This is a genomic window from Stenotrophomonas sp. YJH_SMC_123 (genome assembly GCF_059368215.1).
On sequence record NZ_JCAFRM010000007.1, the window covers coordinates 203,255 to 220,600 of the forward strand.

Here is a 17,346-nt window from a genome sequence, read left to right on the forward strand (position 1 = left end):
TGAATGACGTCCTCGGCCTGTGCCGGGGATCATGCCATTATCGCACAGCAGCATTTGCCAGGCGCTAGACAGAAGTCGTAGACGGCAGGCGGCCATAACCCGGCCAGCAAGCGGCCCGGATCGGCAAAAGCGTTGTCACACGAACGCAGTGTTCTGTCCATCCAAACGCCCGTTGGGTAGGCGTTGGGGAAAAACAAACGGCCGCGCAGAGCGCGGCCGTCGGTTCGAAGCTGGATCGACAGATCAGCGCGCGTAGCGCTTCTGGAACTTGTCGATACGGCCCGAGGTGTCGATGACCTTGTGCTTGCCCGTGTAGAACGGGTGCGAAGCCGAGGAAATTTCAACCTTCACCAGCGGGTAGTCGTTGCCGTCTTCCCACTTGATGGTTTCCTTCGTCGCCATGGTCGAGCGGGTCAGGATCTTGAAATCGGAGGTGACGTCATGGAAGACGACGTCGCGGTAGTTCGGATGGATATCGGCCTTCATGGGCTCACACCGTAAATGGGCTGGTGGTCAAGAGCGGCATTATAAGCACCGGTTGCCGCCCGGGGCAACCGGTGCCGGTCAATCGGCTTCAGTCCGCGCCCAGGGCCTGGCGTACCAGGGTCTCGAAACGCTGCTGGTCGTAGGCCATCAGCAGATCGCAGTTGTCCGGCTGGCCGGTCTGGCGGTTCCAGTCGACGATGGTGGCGCCGCGGCTGAACGTGCCATTCAGCTCCACGTTCAGCGGACGCGACTCGACCCGCAGCTGCCCTTCCGGGTTCAGTGCCCAGGCCATGGCAACCGCGTCGGCGGTGTACCAGCGGCCGCCCTTGCTGTCTTCGGACAGGCCCCGGGTCTTGCGCGAAATCAGCTCGTAGAAGCGGGCGCGATCGGAATCGGCCTGCAGCCATTTCTCGGCTTCTTCCAGCGGCAGGCCGTGGGCGACGGTGGCCTCCCAGTCCGACACCAGCAGGTGCTTGAACGAGGTGAACACCACATGCGCCGCTTCCGGATCGAAGGCGATGTTGAATTCGGCCGCCGGGGTGATGTTGCCGTGGCAGGTGACCGCGCCGCCCATCACCACGATGCGCTTGATGCGCTGGGGCAGGGTCGGGTCCAGCTTCAGTGCCAGCGCGAGGTTGGTCAGCGGGCCAAGCATCACCAGCATCAGTTCGCCGGCATGCGCGTGCGACAGGCGCAGGATGGCCAGCGCAGCATGCTCGGCTTCGGCCTGGCGGCTCGGCGGCGGCAGGTCCACGTCGCCATAGCCATCACGGCCATGCACGTGGGCAGCGTCTACGGAAGGATGCAGCAGCGGATCCGGGCTGCCGGCAAACACCGGCACGTCGGTGCGGCCGACGATGTCGCAGAGCTTGAGGGCGTTGCGGACGGTGTACTGCAGGCCGACATTGCCGGCGGCGATGGTCAGGGCGACCACGTCATGCCGTTCATCGGCAAAGGCCATCAGCAGGGCCAGGGCGTCGTCCACACCGGGGTCGGTGTCGATCAACAGGGGGATCTTGTGGGTCATCGTTGCCGTCTTCAGATCGGCAACGAAGTGTGGACCGGGATGATGACCGTTGCAAGTATGGGGGGCGGCAGGGCTGCGACCTGCACCCGCGGTAGTGCCGGCCGCTGGCCGACAACTTCAACAGCAACGCCGAAAACGGGTTTCCCGCGGATGGCAGGGAAGAGCTCTCTGTAGAGTCGAGCCATGCTCGACTCACGCGCGCAGCGCGAACGGCAGCCGAGCATGGGTTCGGCTCTACAGTAGATCCACGCCATGCGGGGATGAGCGTCCCGGGGATGGGGTCAGAGCCCTTTGCTGTGCAAAGGGGCCTGACCCCGCCACTTACGCCGAGGCGTAGCGCACGGCGGTGCCGATCCAGCGCTGCACCACGCGATCGGCCAACGCGGGCTGCTGGGCCAGCAGCCGCTCGGCCAGGTCATGCACGCCGGGCAGCAGGCCGGCATCGCGGGCCAGGTCTGCAATGCGGAAACCGGCCAGGCCGGTCTGGCGGGTACCCAGCAGTTCGCCGGGGCCGCGCAGTTCCAGATCCTTCTCGGCGATGACGAAACCATCGTTGGTTTCGCGCATGGTCTGCAGGCGCTCGCGCGCCATCTGCGAAAGCGGAGCCTGGTACAGCAGCACGCAGCGCGATACCGCCGAACCACGCCCCACGCGGCCGCGCAGCTGGTGCAGCTGGGCCAGGCCGAGGCGTTCGGCGTTCTCGATCACCATCAACGAAGCATTGGGTACGTCCACGCCCACTTCGATGACCGTGGTCGCGACCAGCAGGTCGATCTCGCCGGTCTTGAACGCCACCATCGTCGCCAGCTTTTCGGCGGCTTTCAGGCGTCCGTGCACCAGCCCCACGCGAACGCCGGGCAGCAGTGCCTGCAGCGATTCGTAGGTGGCCTGCGCCGGGGTGGCATCCAGTTCTTCGCTTTCCTCGATGAGCGTGCACACCCAGTACACCTGCCGCCCTTCCTCGCAGGCCAGCGCGATGCGCTCGATCAGTTCCGGGCGACGGTCATTGTTGAGGGCGACGGTCTGCACCGGCGTGCGTCCCGGTGGCAGTTCATCGATGGCCGACACATCCAGGTCCGCGTACTCGGACATCGCCAGCGTGCGCGGAATCGGCGTGGCGGTCATCACCAGCTGGTGCGGCACGCTGTTGCCGCCCGCGCCCTTGTCGCGCAGCGCCAAGCGCTGGTGCACGCCGAAGCGGTGCTGTTCGTCGACGATGGCCAAGGCCAGATCCTGGAACACCACCGCCTCCTGCATCAGCGCGTGGGTACCGACCACCACCTGCGCTTCGCCACTGGCGACCTGCTCCATCACCTTGGCGCGCGCCTTGCCGGTGACCTTGCCGGCCAGCCAGGCGATACGCACACCGAGCGGCTCCAGCCAGCCGCGCAGGTTGTTGAGATGCTGTTCGGCCAGCAGTTCGGTGGGCGCTGCCAATGCGACCTGCTTGCCCTGCTCCACCGCCAGCATCGCCGCCAGTGCGGCCACCGCGGTCTTGCCGGAACCGACGTCGCCCTGCACCAGCCGCAGCATCGGGCTGGGGCGCGCGAGGTCTTCACGGATCTGCTTGAACACGCGCGCCTGCGCGCCGGTGAGCGCGAACGGCAGCTGCTTCAGCAGCGCCTTGGCCAGCTTGCCAGGACCAGCCAGCGGCGGCGCATGGTGTGCCTGCAAGGCAATGCGCTGGCGACGCAGGCTGAGGTGGTGGGCCAGCAGTTCTTCCATCGCCAGGCGGCGCTGCGCCGGGTGGGTGCCGGCGGCCAGCGCGGCGAGGTCGGCATCCGGCGGTGGCCGGTGCACGGTCAGCAGCGCGCTGCGCAGCGACGGCAGGCCCAGGCCATCGAGCCAACCGCTGGGCAGCAGTTCCAGCGTGCTCTCCTCGGGCAGGCGATCCAGGGCCTGGCCGATCAGCTTGCGCATCGTCATCGGGCCCACGCCTTCGACGGTGGGATACACCGGGTCGAGGCGGTCGCCGAGTTCGGGATCATCGTTGCGGCCCAGCACCTGGTAGCTGGGATGGACGATTTCCAGGCCGAGGTGGCCGGGCTTGGGCGTGCCGAAGCAGCGCAGCCGGTTGCCGACCGCGAACTGGCCGACCTGCTGCTGGCGGAAATGGAAGAAGCGCAGCACCAGGGTGCCCTGCCCTTCGTCCTCCACCGCCACTTTCAGCATCGGTCGATAGCGCATGCCGCGCTCGACCGCGACCACCCGCCCTTCCACCTGCGCCGGCACGCCGTTGCGCAGGTCTTCGATGCGGGTCAGCCGGGTCCGGTCTTCATAGCGCAGGGGCAGGTGAAGCCAGAGATCCTGCAGGGTGGCCAGGCCACGCGCCTGCAGTTTGGCGGCCACGGCCGGACCGACGCCGGCGAGCATCGCCAGGGATGCTTCGCCGGACGGTGACAGGACCGGGGTGACCGCCGCCTTGCGTGCCACGTGGTGGTCAGTCGATGACCATCACCGCGTCGACCTCGAAGCTGGCGCCCTTCGGCAGGCCGGAGACTTCGATGGTGGAACGGGCCGGGTACGGGGCCTGGAAGTAGTCCTGCATGACCGCGTTGACCTTGGCGAACTCGCCCAGGTCGGTCAGGTACAGGCCCAGACGCACGACCTTGTCCAGCGAGCCGCCGGCGGCTTCGGCCACGGCCTTGAGGTTGTCGAAGGCGCGACGGGCCTGCGCTTCGACGTCGCCAGCGCCGACGATGTCGCCGGTGGCCGGGTCAAGCGGGATCTGGCCGGAGAAGTACACGGTGTTGCCGGCGCGCACGGCCTGCGAGTACGGGCCGATGGCGGCGGGGGCCTTTTCGGTGTTGATGATCTGGCGGGACATGGGTCGCTCCGGTGCTTTGGGGGAAAACAGAGCGGTGATTGTACCGGGTGGGCGCGGCATCGGCTGGGGGTCGGATCCGTTTCCCGGCGGGAAACGGATCCGACCCCGTACGTCGTGTGCGCGGAACGTCATCCACGCATGGCGTGGACCTACTGGCGGCGTACCGACTGCACGACCGACAGGCGGCGCAGGCGGCGCATCACTTCGGCCAGGTGGTTGCGGTCGCGCACCTGGATGTTGAACGCCAGCACGGCGGCGTTGAAATCGCGATCCAGGTAGTCCACGCGCTCGATGTTGGAGTGGCTCTGCGCGATGGCAGCGGCCAGCTGTGCCAGCACGCCGGTGCCGTTCTCCACTTCCACCACCAGCGAGGTGTCGTAGTCACCGGAGACGGTGGTGTCCCAGCCGATCGGCACCCAGCGCTCGGGCGACTTGCGCAGCTCGGCCAGGTTCGGGCAGTCCATGCGGTGCACCACGATGCCCTTGCCGGCGGTGTGGTAGCCCATGATCTCGTCGCCGGGAATCGGCTGGCAGCAGCCGGCGAAGGTGACCACGCCACGCTCGCTGCCGTTGATCAGGATCTTTTCCTGCGAGTGGTGGCGCGAATGCGGGCCGCCACGCAGTTCGGCGTAGGCCATCAGCGCCTGCGCGGCCTGGGTCGGCATCCAGTTGCCCAGTGCGACCTCGGCCAGCAGGGCTTCCAGGCGCGGGAAGCGGTGTTCGGCCAGGAACGCATCCAGGCGCCCCTTCGGCAGCCGCTCCAGCGACGAATCCATCGCTTCCAGCGCACGGTCGAGCATGCGGTGGCCCAGCTGCACGGCATCCTCGTGCTCCAGCTGCTTGAGCTGGTGGCGGATGGCAGTGCGCGCCTTGCTGGTAACCACGAATTCCAGCCACTGCGGTTTCGGCGTGGCCGAGCGTGCGGTGATGATCTCCACCGACTGCCCCGACACCAGCTTGGTGCGCAACGGCACCAGTTTCTTGTCCACGCGCGAGGCCACCGCCATGTTGCCGACGTCGGTATGCACGGCGTAGGCGAAATCGAGCGCGGTGGAGTTGCGCGGCAGGGCCAGGATCTTGCCCTTTGGCGTGAACAGGTAGACCTCGTCCGGGAACAGGTCGACCTTGACGTTGTCCAGGAACTCCAGCGAGGAACCGGCGGCACGCTGCGAGTCGATCAGCTCGACGATCCACGCGTGGGCACGGCTCTGTGCGCTGTTGGGCGAATCGCCGCCGAACTTGTAGGTCCAGTGCGCGGCCACGCCGCGTTCGGCGATCAGGTCCATTTCCTCGGTACGGATCTGCACTTCGATCGGCGAGCCATACGGTCCGAACAGCACCGTGTGCAGCGACTGGTAACCGTTGGCCTTGGGAATGGCGATGAAGTCGCGGAAACGGCCATCCAGCGGCTTGAAGGTGGCATGCACCGAACCCAGCGCGTGGTAGCAGCTGGGCACGCTGCGCACGACCAGGCGGAAGCCGAACACATCCATCACCTGGTCGAAGGATTTGTTCTCGTCGCGCATCTTGTTGTAGATGCTCCACGGGGTCTTGATGCGGCTGATCAGCCGATGCTCGATCCCCTCCTTGGCCAGGCGCTGCGACAGCTGCACTTCCACCTGCGCCATCGCCTCGCGACGCACCACCGGCTGGCTGCGGATGTGCTTCTCGATGATGGCGTGGCGCCACGGGTACAGCGCCTTGAAACCGAGGTTCTGCAGCTCGCTCTTGACCAGGCTCATGCCCAGGCGCTGGGCGATGGGCGCGTAGATCTCCAGCGTCTCGCGGGCGATGCGGCCGCGCGCTTCGCGGCTCTGCGCACCCAGCGTACGCATGTTGTGCAGGCGGTCGGCCAGCTTGATCATGATCACGCGCAGGTCGCGCGACATCGCCAGCAGCATCTTGCGGAAGCTCTCGGCGGCCGCCTCCTGGCGGTCGCGGAACTTCAGCTTGTCCAGCTTGGTAACGCCGTCGACCAGTTCGGCCACGGCTTCGCCGAACTCGGCGGCCAGCGCCTCGCGGGTCAGCGGCGTGTCTTCGATGGTGTCGTGCAGGATCGCGGCGATCAGCGCTTCCACGTCCAGGCCGAGCTCGGCCAGCACCTGGGCCACCGCCACCGGGTGGGTGATATAGGGCTCACCCGACTTGCGCGTCTGCCCAGCGTGCGCGGAGGCTCCGACTTCCCAGGCACGGCGCAACAGCGGCAGCTGTTCCGGCGGCAGGTAATGGGCGGCGCGTTCAAGCTGGAGGACGTAGTCGGGTACGGCGGCAGTGGGGGCTGCGGCGACCTTGGCAGTGGGGCCTGGGTTCATGCCCGCAGCCTATTCCAGCGCGACGTTTACGGCAAATCCTGAATGCGAAACAGCCCGCACGGGGCGGGCTGTTCGGTGTATCCAACGATTACGTTGATCGATGCGATCAATCGTCGTTCTTGGACATGTCTTCGTCAGCGACCACTTCGGCGGCAGCCCACTCCAGCGCTTCGCGCTCGGCGCGCTCACGCTCGGCCTTCTCGACTTCGTCGATCAGCGCGTTGTCGATCTTGCGGGCGGCGATTTCGCGCAGCGCCAGCACGGTCGGCTTGTCCTCGGTCTCGCTGTTGTCCAGCGTGGCCTGCACGCCGTTGGCGAGCTGGCGGGCACGCTTGGATGCCATCATGACCAGTTCGAAACGGTTGTTAACGACTTCCAGGCAATCTTCTACGGTGATGCGGGCCATACGGGCTCCCGGCGACCGGTCGGCCGCTCAGTCGAATGAGGGAAAGGGGACGGAGTGTACTGGCAGGAGCTGGACAAAATCAAGCCAACCCCTACCCGATTCTTTTGGAATCAGTCAGTTGCGCCCGGATCGGGAGTCAGCAGGGCCTGGATCAGGCCGGCGTGGCGGACCTTCTGGGCCTCCCGGCGCAGGCGGCTGGCGGTGAAGATGGCGCACAACTCGTCCACGGCGGTGTCGAACACCTCGTTGACGATGACGTAGTCGAACTCGTTGAAGTGCAGCATTTCATCGCGCGCCGCGCCCAGGCGCTGGGCGATGACCGCCTCGCTGTCCTGGCCACGCTTGCGCATGCGATCCTGCAGGGCCTGCCTGGACGGCGGCAGGATGAACACGGTGACCGTGCCCGGCACCAGCTGGCGCACCTGCTGCGCGCCCTGCCAGTCGATTTCCAGCAGCACGTCCTGGCCGGCGGCCAGCTGCGGCTCCACCGACTGCCGGGCCGTGCCCTTCCAGTCGCCGTGCACCCACGCATGCTCGAAGAAGTCGCCGGCGGCGATCATTTCCTCGAACCTTTCCGCAGAGACGAAATGGTAGTGCTGGCCGTTCACTTCCCCCGGGCGCATCGCGCGCGAGGTGAAGGAGATCGACAGCGCGATCTGCGGGTCACGCGCCAGGGTGGCATTGACGATGCTGCTCTTGCCGGCGCCGGAGGGGGCGGCAACGATGTACAGCGTGCCGCGCGCAACGGCGTCCGACGGCTTCGACGGGGCGCTCATGCGCGGAACCCAACTGGTTGATTTCGCAAAATTTTTCCTCGGTGTTCCAGATCCGGCGCGGAGGATCGCGCCAGGACGGCGGGGGCTGCGCGGAACATCCTGGAACCAGGCCCGGCAGACGCTTCCCCGGGGGGCGGGCACGCAACTTTACCAGAGCGGCCCCGTTGCGCGCCCGCCCCGCCGGCGCCGGGCCTTGTGCCACATGGGCGTGCGGGGGCCTGTGCTATAACCGGGCCGTACCCAATGACAGCCCGGAGGCCCGTGCCTCCCCGCCATCCCAGGAGAACGGCATGCCATCGATGAGCCGCCGCCAGTTCCTGAAAGTGACCGGGACAACCCTGGTCGGCTCCAGCCTGGCATTGATGGGCTTCGCGCCCGGCATCGCGCTCGCGGAGGTCAGGCAGTACAAGCTGACCCGCGCGACCGAGACCCGCAACACCTGTACCTACTGTTCGGTGGCCTGCGGCATCCTGATGTACAGCCTCGGCGACGGCGCCAAGAACGCCGAGCCGAGCATCTTCCATATCGAGGGTGACCCGGACCATCCGGTCAACCGCGGCACGCTGTGCCCGAAGGGCGCCGGCCTGGCCGACATCATCCACAGCAAGTCGCGCCTGCTCTATCCCGAGTACCGGGCACCGGGCTCCAACGAGTGGAAGCGGCTGAGCTGGGACGATGCGCTGGACCGCATCGCGCGGCTGATGAAGGAAGACCGCGATGCCAACTTCGTGCAGAAGAACGAAGCCGGGCAGACGGTCAACCGCTGGCTGACCACCGGCATGCTGGCGGCCTCGGCCACCAGCAATGAAACCGCGGTGCTGACCCACAAGGTCGTCCGCTCCCTTGGCATGCTGGCATTCGACAACCAGGCACGTGTCTGACACGGCCCGACGGTGGCAGGTCTTGCCCCGACGCTAGGCCGTGGTGCGATGACGAACCACTGGGTCGACATCAAGAATGCCGACCTGATCCTGATCATGGGTGGCAATGCCGCCGAGGCACACCCGTGCGGATTCAAATGGGTGACCGAGGCCAAGGCACACAACAAGGCCCGGCTGATCGTGGTCGATCCGCGCTTCAACCGCTCGGCCGCGGTGGCCGACGTGTACGCGCCGATCCGCACCGGTACCGATATCGTGTTCCTGGGCGGCCTGATCAACTACCTGCTGACCGAGGACCGCATCCAGCACGAGTACGTGCTGAACTACACCGACATGCCGTTCCTGGTGAAGGACGAATTCGCCTTCAAGGACGGCCTGTATTCGGGTTACAACGAAGAGAAGCGCAGCTACGACCGTTCCAGCTGGGACTACGCCTACGGTGACGACGGCTACGTACGCAGCGACCCGACGCTGAAGGACCCGCGCTGCGTCTACAACCTGCTGAAACAACACTACGCGCGCTACACCGTGGAGATGGTCGAGCGCATCTGCGGCACGCCGGCCGACAGCATCCGCCAGATCTGGGACATGATCGCGTCCACCGCCGGCAAGGACAAGGCGATGACCATCCTGTACGCGCTGGGATGGACGCAGCACTCGATCGGCGCACAGAACGTGCGTGCCGGCACCATGGTGCAGCTGCTGCTGGGCAACATCGGCGTGGCCGGTGGCGGCATGAACGCGCTGCGCGGGCATTCCAACATCCAGGGCCTGACCGACATCGGCCTGATGTCCGACCTGCTGCCCGGCTACCTGACGCTGCCGAGGCAGGACGAGCAGGACTACGACACCTACATCGCCAAGCGCACGCAGAAGCCGCTGCGCGCCAACCAGATGTCGTTCTGGCAGAACTATCCGAAGTTCCACGTCAGCCTGATGAAATCGTGGTGGGGCGATGCCGCCACCGCCGACAACAACTGGTGCTTCGATTACCTGCCAAAGCTCGACAAGCCGTACGACATGCTGCAGGCGTACGAGCTGATGAACGAGGGCAAGATCCACGGCTACATCTGCCAGGGTTTCAACCCGCTGGCCTCGGCGCCTAACAAGGGCAAGCTGATCAGCGCGTTCTCCAAGCTGAAGTTCATGGTCAGCATGGACCCGCTGGAAACCGAGACCATCGCCTTCTGGCAGAACCACGGCGCGTTGAACGACGTCGACCCGAGCACGATCCAGACCGAAGTATTCCGCCTGCCCACCACGTCCTTCGCCGAGGAGAACGGCGCGGTGGTGAACTCCTCGCGCTGGCTGCAGTGGCACTGGAAGGGCGCCAATCCGCCGGGTGAAGCGCGCAGCGACATCGAGATCATGTCCGAGCTGTTCCATCGCATCAAGGCGATGTACGAGAAGGACGGCGGTGCGTGGTGGGAGCCGGTGCGCGACCTGGCCTGGAAGTATTCCAACCCGGAGCTGCCGACGCCGGAAGAGCTGGCGATGGAATACAACGGCAAGGCGCTGGCCGACGTGTTCGATCCGAAGGATCCAACCAGGCTGGTGCGCAAGGCCGGCGAGCAGCTGGCCGCATTCGGCGACCTGCGCGACGATGGCAGCACCGCGTCGGGCTGCTGGATCTACATCGGTGCCTGGGGCCCGACCGGCAACATGATGGCGCGGCGTGACAACAGCGACCCCACCGGCATCGGCAACACGCTGGGCTGGGCCTGGGCGTGGCCGGCCAATCGCCGCGTGATGTACAACCGCGCGTCGTGCGACGTGGCCGGCCAGCCGTTCGACCCGCGCCGCACGCTGCTGGCCTGGAACGGCAAGAACTGGGGCAGCGTGGACGTACCGGACTTCAAGGCCGACGAAGATCCCGCCGGCGGGATGGGCCCGTTCATCATGAACCCGGAAGGCATCGCCCGCTTCTTCGCCAAGGCCGGCATGGCCGAAGGGCCGTTCCCGGAGCACTACGAGCCATTCGACACGCCACTGCGCAGCAATCCGCTCAGCCCCGGCCAGGCACTGACGCTGAACAACCCGGCCGCCCGCGTATTCGCCAGCGATCGCGCACAGATCGGTTCGCCGGACGAGTTCCCGCATGTGGCCACCACCTACCGCCTGACCGAGCACTTCCACTTCTGGACCAAGCACGGCAAGTTGAACGCCATCATCCAGCCCGAGCAGTTCGTCGAGATCGGCGCGGCCTTGGCCGACGAGCTGGGCATCAGCAACGGCAGCCGCGTGCGGGTCAGTTCCAAGCGTGGACACATCGAAGCGGTGGCGATGGTGACCAAGCGCATCAAGGCCCTGCAGATCGATGGCCGGACCGTGCACCAGGTGGGCGTGCCGATCCACTGGGGCTTCCTCGGTGCGGCCAAGCCCGGATACATCGCCAATACGCTGACCAACGCCATCGGTGACGGCAACTCGCAGACGCCCGAATCGAAGTGCATCCTGGTCAAGGTCGAGAAGGTGTAGGAGACACGCCATGTCACTGCAATCGCTGGACATCATCCGCCGCTCGGCCACCACCACGCCCTCGCCGGAAGCGCGCGGTGCGCACACCGGCCAGGTCGCCAAGCTGATCGATGTGAGCAAATGCATCGGCTGCAAGGCCTGCCAGGTCGCCTGCATGGAATGGAACGACCTGCGCGACGAGGTCGGCAGCTGCGTTGGCAGCTATGACAACCCGCCCGACCTGAGCGACCAGTCGTGGACGGTGATGAAGTTCCGCGAGTACGAGGACGAGAAGGGCAAGCTGGAGTGGCTGATCCGCAAGGAGGGCTGCATGCACTGCAGCGACCCGGGCTGCCTGAAGGCCTGCCCGTCGCCGGGCGCGATCATCCAGTACGCCAACGGCATCGTCGACTTCCAGGAAGAGAACTGCATCGGCTGCGGCTACTGCGTGACCGGTTGCCCGTTCGACGTGCCGCGCATTTCCAAGAAGGACCACAAGGCCTACAAGTGCACGCTGTGTTCGGACCGGGTGGCGGTGGGCCAGGAACCGGCCTGCGTGAAGACCTGCCCGACCGGGGCGATCACCTTCGGCAGCAAGCAGGCGATGACCGAGCACGCGGCCGGCCGCGTGGAAGACCTGAAATCGCGCGGCTACGGGAACGCCGGCCTGTACGACCCGCAGGGCGTGGGTGGCACCCACGTGATGTACGTGCTGCAGCATGTGGACAAGCCGGAGCTGTACGCCGACCTGCCCAAGGACCCGCGGATCAGCCCGATGGTGGAAGTCTGGAAGGGCGTGGCCAAGCCGCTGGGCGTGCTGGCGATCGCCGCCACCGCCTTCGCCGGCTTCCTGCATTACATCGGCATCGGCCGCAACACGGTCAATGACGAGGAAGAAGAGGAAGCCGAACACGAGGCGAAGAAGATCGAAGAGGAGCAGCGGCCATGAAGTACGCCCCGCACCCGCGGCAGATCATCCGCTACCGCGCGCCGACCCGCATCAATCACTGGATCGTGGCGATCTGCTTCGTGCTGACGGCGCTGTCCGGGCTGGCACTGTTCCATCCCGCGCTGTTTCCGCTGACCCAGCTGTTCGGTGGCGGCCCGTGGACGCGCATCCTGCATCCATTCATCGGGCTGGCCATGGTGGTCGGCTTTGCGTTTCTGGCGTTCCGCATGTGGCGCGACAATCTGCCGACGGCCGACGATCGCGCATGGATGCGCGGCATGCGCGATGTACTGCGCAACGAGGATGAGAGGCTGCCGCCGGTGGGCCGCTTCAATGCCGGCCAGAAGCTCTTGTTCTGGGCGATCATTGGTTGCCTGTCGGCACTGCTGCTGACCGGCTTCGTTATCTGGCGGCAATACTTCAGCCATCTCTTCCCGATCGGGCTGATCCGCTTCTCGGTGCTGGCCCATGCGTTGTTCGGTTGGGTGCTGGTGTGCGCGATCGTGGTGCACATCTATGCGGCGCTCTGGATCAAGGGCTCGGTGCGGGCGATGACCCAGGGCAAGGTGACCTATGGGTGGGCGTACAAGCACCACCGGCAGTGGTTCCGCGACATCCTGCGCGGACGTCGGGAAGAGGGGTAACGGCAGGGCCTGCGGCCCTGCACCTGCAGAGGCGCCTTCGACAGTTCCCCGGTGCTTTTGGTAGGTGTCGACCTTGGTCGACACGATGAACACGGCAGCAACCGATGGGGTCAGATCCGTTTTCCTGTGGAAAACGGATCTGGCCCCGACCATTTCAAATGGCCTACAGTGCGCTGGACGCCAGCGCCGACAACGGCGAGGATGGAGGCTGGTTCTTCTGGCTGGCCCTGCATGGCGCAACGCATCCTTGAACCCGGTGAGATCGAGACGCTCGCCTCGCGCGACGTGCCGCGCATCATCCTGCCTGATACCGGGTCGCTGTTCGCCACACGCGCGGCGCGCCTGCGCAGCCTGGCCGCGCACAGCGCCATCGGCGGTTACCTGCAGCTGCTGGCGGCATTGGCCGATGCACAGCAGGCGCTGCTGGAGGAATTGACACCCCAGCAACGCGAGGCGCTGCAGGACCACGCGCGCGCGCAGCAGTCCAGCGCGGCCGCCAGTGCCGGCATGCCGTTGCGGCCCGCCAACACGCTTCATCTGGACGGGCGCTGGCGCGACTGGCTGCGCACGCTGTGCCGGCACTGCGCCGACGAAGCGGGGCTACCGGCGGAAACACGGCAGGAATTGCTGCGCGTCGCCGCCGCCGACGACACCTGGCTGGATGCGCAGGCCCACGCCGTGCTGGAACGCGCTGACGCGCCCCCGGTCGACGCGGTCGCTGCGCTGCTGGTGATGAATGCGTTGCAGGTGTATTGGGCAGTACTGGCGGCCAGCTTCCGCCCCAGCGACCTGAAGCCGCTGGCCGATGCGCCAGGGCTGTGCCCGCTGTGCGGCACCCTGCCGGTGACCAGCATGGTGCAGGCCCGCCCGCCCTATGCCTCCTACCGCTACCTGTCGTGCTCGTTGTGCGCCTGCCAGTGGCACTACGTGCGCGTGCAGTGCAGCCAGTGTGGCGCCGCTGGCAAGGACATCGCCTATCGCGCCCTGGCTGATGCCGACGGCGATACCGGCCAGGCGGTGCGCGAGAGCGCGGTACGTGCAGAAACCTGCGACCACTGCCACAGCTACCGCAAGATCCTGTATCTGGAAAAAGATCCGTCGCTGGAACCGGTGGCTGATGACCTTGGCACGCTGGCGCTGGACCTGCTGCTGGGCGAGGAAGGCTATGCACGCGCCAGCCAGAATCCGCTGCTGTGGCAATCCGACGGCGAGTGAGGCGATGACAGCCACGCCCCCCACCCCGGCATCGGCTTCCGCGCTGCCCTCGCTGGACCGGTTGCTGCGCCTGCCTGCCTTGGCAACACTGATCGAGGGCCACGGCCGCAGCCGCATCACCCAGTTGCTGCGCGTACATCTGCAGGCGCTGCGTGAGCGCATCAGTGCCACGCAGCTCTCGGCCGAGCAGTTGCATCAGGCCATTGAAGGCCCGGCACTGGTCGCGGCGCTTGATGCCGCACTCATCGCCGATGCACGGCTGAACCTGCAGCCGATGTTCAACCTGACCGGCACCGTGCTGCATACCAACCTGGGTCGCGCCCTGCTGCCCGAGTCCGCGGTGCAGGCCGTCACCCGCGCGATGGCCGCACCGGTTGACCTGGAATTCGACATCACCCGCGGCCGCCGCGGCGACCGCGATGCACGGGTGCAGGCGCTGGTCTGCGAGCTGACCGGCGCCGAAGCCGCCACCGTGGTCAACAACAATGCGGCGGCGGTCCTGCTGCTGCTCAACAGCCTGGCCAACCGCCGCGAGGTGGTGGTGTCGCGCGGCGAACTGGTGGAAATCGGCGGTGCCTTCCGCATTCCCGATGTGATGCGCAGTGCCGGCGCGCGGCTGCTGGAAGTGGGCACCACCAACCGCACCCACCCGGCCGACTTCGCCCATGCCATCGGCCCGCGCACCGCACTGCTGATGGAGGTGCACGCCAGCAACTACGCGATCACCGGCTTCACCGCCAAGGTCGACACCGCGGCGATGGCAGCGATCGCGCACGACCATGGCCTGCCGTTGGTGGTGGACCTGGGCAGCGGCAGCCTGTGCGACCTGGCGGCCTTCGGCCTGCCACACGAGCCGACCGTGCAGGAAACACTGGCGGCCGGTGCCGACCTGGTCTCGTTCAGTGGCGACAAGCTGCTGGGTGGGCCGCAGGCCGGCATCATCGCCGGCCGCGCCGACCTGATCGCGCGGATCAACCGCAACCCGCTCAAGCGTGCGCTGCGCATGGACAAGATGGGCCTGGCCGCGCTGGAGGCGGTACTGGCGCTGTACCGCGAGCCGGAGCTGCTGGCGCAACGGCTGCCGACACTGCGTACGCTCTCGCGCACGCAGCAGGACATGGATGCGCAGGCCCAGCGCCTGCTGCCACCGCTGCGCTCGGCGCTGCCGACCGGCTACATGCTTGAACAGGCACGGATGCACAGCCAGATCGGCAGTGGTGCGCAGCCACAGGCGCAGCTCGGCAGTGCCGGCCTGCGCATCACCACTGCGCAACGTGGCGGCCTGGACCGCCTGGCCAAGCGCCTGCGCCAGCTGCCGCGACCGGTGCTGGGCCGCATCGGCGAGGACGCATTGTGGCTGGACCTGCGTTGCCTGGAACCGGCCGACGAAGCGGACTTCCTCGCCCAATGGAGCACGCTGCAACCATGATCGTCGGCACCGCCGGGCATATCGACCATGGCAAGACGCGCCTGGTGCGGGCACTGACCGGCATCGAAACCGATCGCCTGCAGGAAGAACGCACGCGCGGCATCTCCATTGAACTGGGCTATGCCTATGTCCCGGTGGAAAGCGCGAACGGCACAGGCCCCGCCGCGATGCTGGGTTTCGTCGATGTGCCGGGTCATGAGCGCTTCGTCCACACGATGGTGGCCGGCGCCACCGGTATCGATGTCGCCCTGCTGGTCGTCGCCGCCGACGACGGCGTGATGCCGCAGACCCGCGAGCATCTGGCGATCCTGCAGCTGCTGGGCGTGGATCGCGGCGCGGTGGCGCTGACCAAGATCGACCGCGTGGACGCCGCGCGCATCGCCCGGGTCGAGATCGAGATTGCCGCTTTGCTGGCCGGAACGCCGCTGCAGGGTTCCCCCGTGTTCGCCTGCAACAGCACGTCCCCCGATGACGCAGGCATCAACGCCTTGCGCGCCCACCTGCACGCATGGGCCGCCGGCGATGCCAACGCGCGCCAGGCCGCGCTGCGCAGCGAGCTGTTCCGCATGCCGGTGGACCGCGTGTTCTCGCTGGCCGGCCACGGCACATTGGCGACCGGCGCGGTACATGGCGGTGTCACCGCGGTGGGCGAGCATCTGCAGCTGATGCCGGCCGCCACTGAAGTGCGCATACGCAGCATCCACGCGCAGAACCAGGCCAGTGACCACGCCATGGCCGGACAGCGCTGCGCGTTGAACCTGGCCGCCATCGCCCGCGACGAGATTCATCGTGGCGACTGGATTGCCGACCCGCGCGCGCTGCTGGCCACCACCCGCGTCGATGTGCGCCTGCGCTTGTCCGCACGGGCAGCACCACTGCGCGACTGGGCACCCCTGCACATCCACTGGGGCACGATGCACCGGCAGGCCCATGTGGTGCTGCTGGAGGACCGTGACCAAGGTGATGGGCAGTTGGTGCAGCTGGTGTTCGATGCACCGGTCTGTGCGATGTGTGGTGAACGCTTCATCGCCCGCGATTCCGCCGCGACCCACACGCTGGGCGGTGGCGTCGTGCTCGACCCGGACCCGCCACAGCGGCGCCGGCGCAGCCCGGCACGGCTCGCCTGGCTGGGCGCACTGGAGCAGCTGGCCACAGGTGCGGGAATCGGCCCGCTGTTGCAGCAGGCGCCCTTCGGCATTGCCATGGCCGCGCTGCAACGCTACTGCCGGCGCGCGGCCGACCGGATCGATCTTCCTCCAGACGCACAGCGCATCATCACCCGCGAGGACACGGTGGTCATCCTTGCCTCGCACTGGGAGGTGCTGCGCGAGCAGGTGATCACATCGCTGCATAGCTGGCATGAGCGACGCCCGGACGAACCCGGTGTCGACAGCGGGCGCCTGCAGCGCAGCACCCTGCCCTCACTTGCAGGCAGCCTCTGGAATGCTCTGCTGCAGGACCTACTCGCTGACGGCGCACTGCAGCGCGTGGGCGCCTGGTGGCGCCTGCCCGGCCATGACCATGCGCCACCGGAACGCGAGCGCCTGCTGCTGGAACGCGTGCTGCCGCAACTGCACGCCGGTGGCTTCGATCCGCCGTGGGTGCGTACTCTGGCCGCCGACTTCGGACTGACCGAAGACGATGTCCGCGCCGTCCTGCGCCGCGCCGCCGCACGTGGCGAACTGTTCCAGGTGGTGCCGGACCTGTTTTATGCACCCGCGCGCATTGCGGAACTCGCCGCGATGGTCGCGCAGCTGTCACAGGCCAGCGGCGCGGTGGATGCGGCGGCCTTCCGCGATGCCATCGGCCTGGGCCGCAAACGCAGCATCCAGATCTTGGAGTTCTTCAATCGCGTTGGCTACACTCGACGCGTCGGTGACCAGCATCGGCCGCGCGGCGACCTGCAGTGGAACGCAGCCCGCGACTGAGCCCACCGG

Annotated in this window: 13 protein-coding genes; 6 read left to right on the forward strand and 7 right to left on the reverse strand. The window is 67.0% G+C overall.

All coding sequences use genetic code 11. The features are described 5' to 3' along the window. Positions 1-243: 243 nt before the first annotated feature. The 7 genes from AC5P5W_RS16160 to gmk form a co-directional block, all read right to left on the reverse strand. Positions 244-486, reverse strand: a complete 243-nt coding sequence (locus AC5P5W_RS16160) for a type B 50S ribosomal protein L31 (RefSeq protein WP_010484049.1) — start codon at positions 484-486, stop codon at positions 244-246. 88 nt (positions 487-574) lie between these two features. Continuing rightward, complete coding sequence (locus AC5P5W_RS16165; RefSeq protein WP_032956077.1) at positions 575-1,513, reverse strand: nucleoside hydrolase; 939 nt, start codon at positions 1,511-1,513, stop codon at positions 575-577. Positions 1,514-1,834: 321 nt separating this feature from the next. Beyond that, on the reverse strand, positions 1,835-3,946 hold the full coding sequence (gene recG / locus AC5P5W_RS16170) for an ATP-dependent DNA helicase RecG (RefSeq protein WP_495221281.1): 2,112 nt from the start codon (positions 3,944-3,946) through the stop codon (positions 1,835-1,837). 7 nt (positions 3,947-3,953) lie between these two features. Beyond that, positions 3,954-4,340: a RidA family protein gene (locus AC5P5W_RS16175; RefSeq protein ID WP_005418954.1), complete on the reverse strand. Its 387-nt coding sequence runs from the start codon at positions 4,338-4,340 to the stop codon at positions 3,954-3,956. 149 nt (positions 4,341-4,489) lie between these two features. Next, entirely contained in the window at positions 4,490-6,652 is a 2,163-nt protein-coding gene (locus tag AC5P5W_RS16180) for a RelA/SpoT family protein (protein ID WP_005418955.1), read from the reverse strand. 106 nt (positions 6,653-6,758) lie between these two features. Continuing rightward, positions 6,759-7,058, reverse strand: coding sequence for a DNA-directed RNA polymerase subunit omega (gene rpoZ / locus AC5P5W_RS16185; RefSeq protein ID WP_005410877.1), 300 nt, complete (start codon positions 7,056-7,058; stop codon positions 6,759-6,761). Positions 7,059-7,168: 110 nt separating this feature from the next. Next, on the reverse strand, positions 7,169-7,834 hold the full coding sequence (gmk, locus tag AC5P5W_RS16190) for a guanylate kinase (RefSeq protein WP_014648271.1): 666 nt from the start codon (positions 7,832-7,834) through the stop codon (positions 7,169-7,171). A gap of 290 nt (positions 7,835-8,124) precedes the next feature. Here gmk and fdnG point away from each other — a divergent pair, with 290 nt between their 5' ends. The 6 genes from fdnG (at position 8,125) to selB (ending at position 17,337) form a co-directional block, all read left to right on the forward strand. Further along, positions 8,125-11,193: a formate dehydrogenase-N subunit alpha gene (gene fdnG / locus AC5P5W_RS16195; protein WP_197574864.1), complete on the forward strand. Its 3,069-nt coding sequence runs from the start codon at positions 8,125-8,127 to the stop codon at positions 11,191-11,193. Between the two features lie 10 nt (positions 11,194-11,203). Beyond that, positions 11,204-12,121, forward strand: coding sequence for a formate dehydrogenase subunit beta (gene fdxH, locus AC5P5W_RS16200; RefSeq protein ID WP_014648273.1), 918 nt, complete (start codon positions 11,204-11,206; stop codon positions 12,119-12,121). Further along, the gene (locus AC5P5W_RS16205) at positions 12,118-12,765 is read left to right on the forward strand and encodes a formate dehydrogenase subunit gamma (RefSeq protein WP_014648274.1); all 648 of its coding nucleotides are present in this window, start codon (positions 12,118-12,120) and stop codon (positions 12,763-12,765) included. The genes fdxH and AC5P5W_RS16205 overlap by 4 nt, the downstream gene beginning before the upstream one ends. A 231-nt stretch (positions 12,766-12,996) precedes the next feature. Further along, on the forward strand, positions 12,997-13,980 hold the full coding sequence (gene fdhE / locus AC5P5W_RS16210) for a formate dehydrogenase accessory protein FdhE (protein ID WP_032956068.1): 984 nt from the start codon (positions 12,997-12,999) through the stop codon (positions 13,978-13,980). Between the two features lie 4 nt (positions 13,981-13,984). Beyond that, the gene (selA, locus tag AC5P5W_RS16215) at positions 13,985-15,409 is read left to right on the forward strand and encodes an L-seryl-tRNA(Sec) selenium transferase (RefSeq protein ID WP_075076008.1); all 1,425 of its coding nucleotides are present in this window, start codon (positions 13,985-13,987) and stop codon (positions 15,407-15,409) included. Further along, entirely contained in the window at positions 15,406-17,337 is a 1,932-nt protein-coding gene (gene selB / locus AC5P5W_RS16220; protein WP_197574861.1) for a selenocysteine-specific translation elongation factor, read from the forward strand. The genes selA and selB overlap by 4 nt, the downstream gene beginning before the upstream one ends. Positions 17,338-17,346 lie beyond the last annotated feature (9 nt).

What these genes read in the sequence shown, in the direction of transcription:
- AC5P5W_RS16175 (WP_005418954.1), bottom strand. Translation starts at nt 4,340, where the DNA reads ATGTCCCGCCAGATCATCAACACCGAAAAGGCCCCCGCCGCCATCGGC.
- gmk (WP_014648271.1), bottom strand. Translation starts at nt 7,834, where the DNA reads ATGAGCGCCCCGTCGAAGCCGTCGGACGCCGTTGCGCGCGGCACGCTG.
- AC5P5W_RS16205 (WP_014648274.1), top strand. Translation starts at nt 12,118, where the DNA reads ATGAAGTACGCCCCGCACCCGCGGCAGATCATCCGCTACCGCGCGCCG.
- selB (WP_197574861.1), top strand. Translation starts at nt 15,406, where the DNA reads ATGATCGTCGGCACCGCCGGGCATATCGACCATGGCAAGACGCGCCTG.
- fdxH (WP_014648273.1), top strand. Translation starts at nt 11,204, where the DNA reads ATGTCACTGCAATCGCTGGACATCATCCGCCGCTCGGCCACCACCACG.
- AC5P5W_RS16165 (WP_032956077.1), bottom strand. Translation starts at nt 1,513, where the DNA reads ATGACCCACAAGATCCCCCTGTTGATCGACACCGACCCCGGTGTGGAC.
- selA (WP_075076008.1), top strand. Translation starts at nt 13,985, where the DNA reads ATGACAGCCACGCCCCCCACCCCGGCATCGGCTTCCGCGCTGCCCTCG.
- AC5P5W_RS16160 (WP_010484049.1), bottom strand. Translation starts at nt 486, where the DNA reads ATGAAGGCCGATATCCATCCGAACTACCGCGACGTCGTCTTCCATGAC.
- rpoZ (WP_005410877.1), bottom strand. Translation starts at nt 7,058, where the DNA reads ATGGCCCGCATCACCGTAGAAGATTGCCTGGAAGTCGTTAACAACCGT.
- fdhE (WP_032956068.1), top strand. Translation starts at nt 12,997, where the DNA reads ATGGCGCAACGCATCCTTGAACCCGGTGAGATCGAGACGCTCGCCTCG.
- AC5P5W_RS16180 (WP_005418955.1), bottom strand. Translation starts at nt 6,652, where the DNA reads ATGAACCCAGGCCCCACTGCCAAGGTCGCCGCAGCCCCCACTGCCGCC.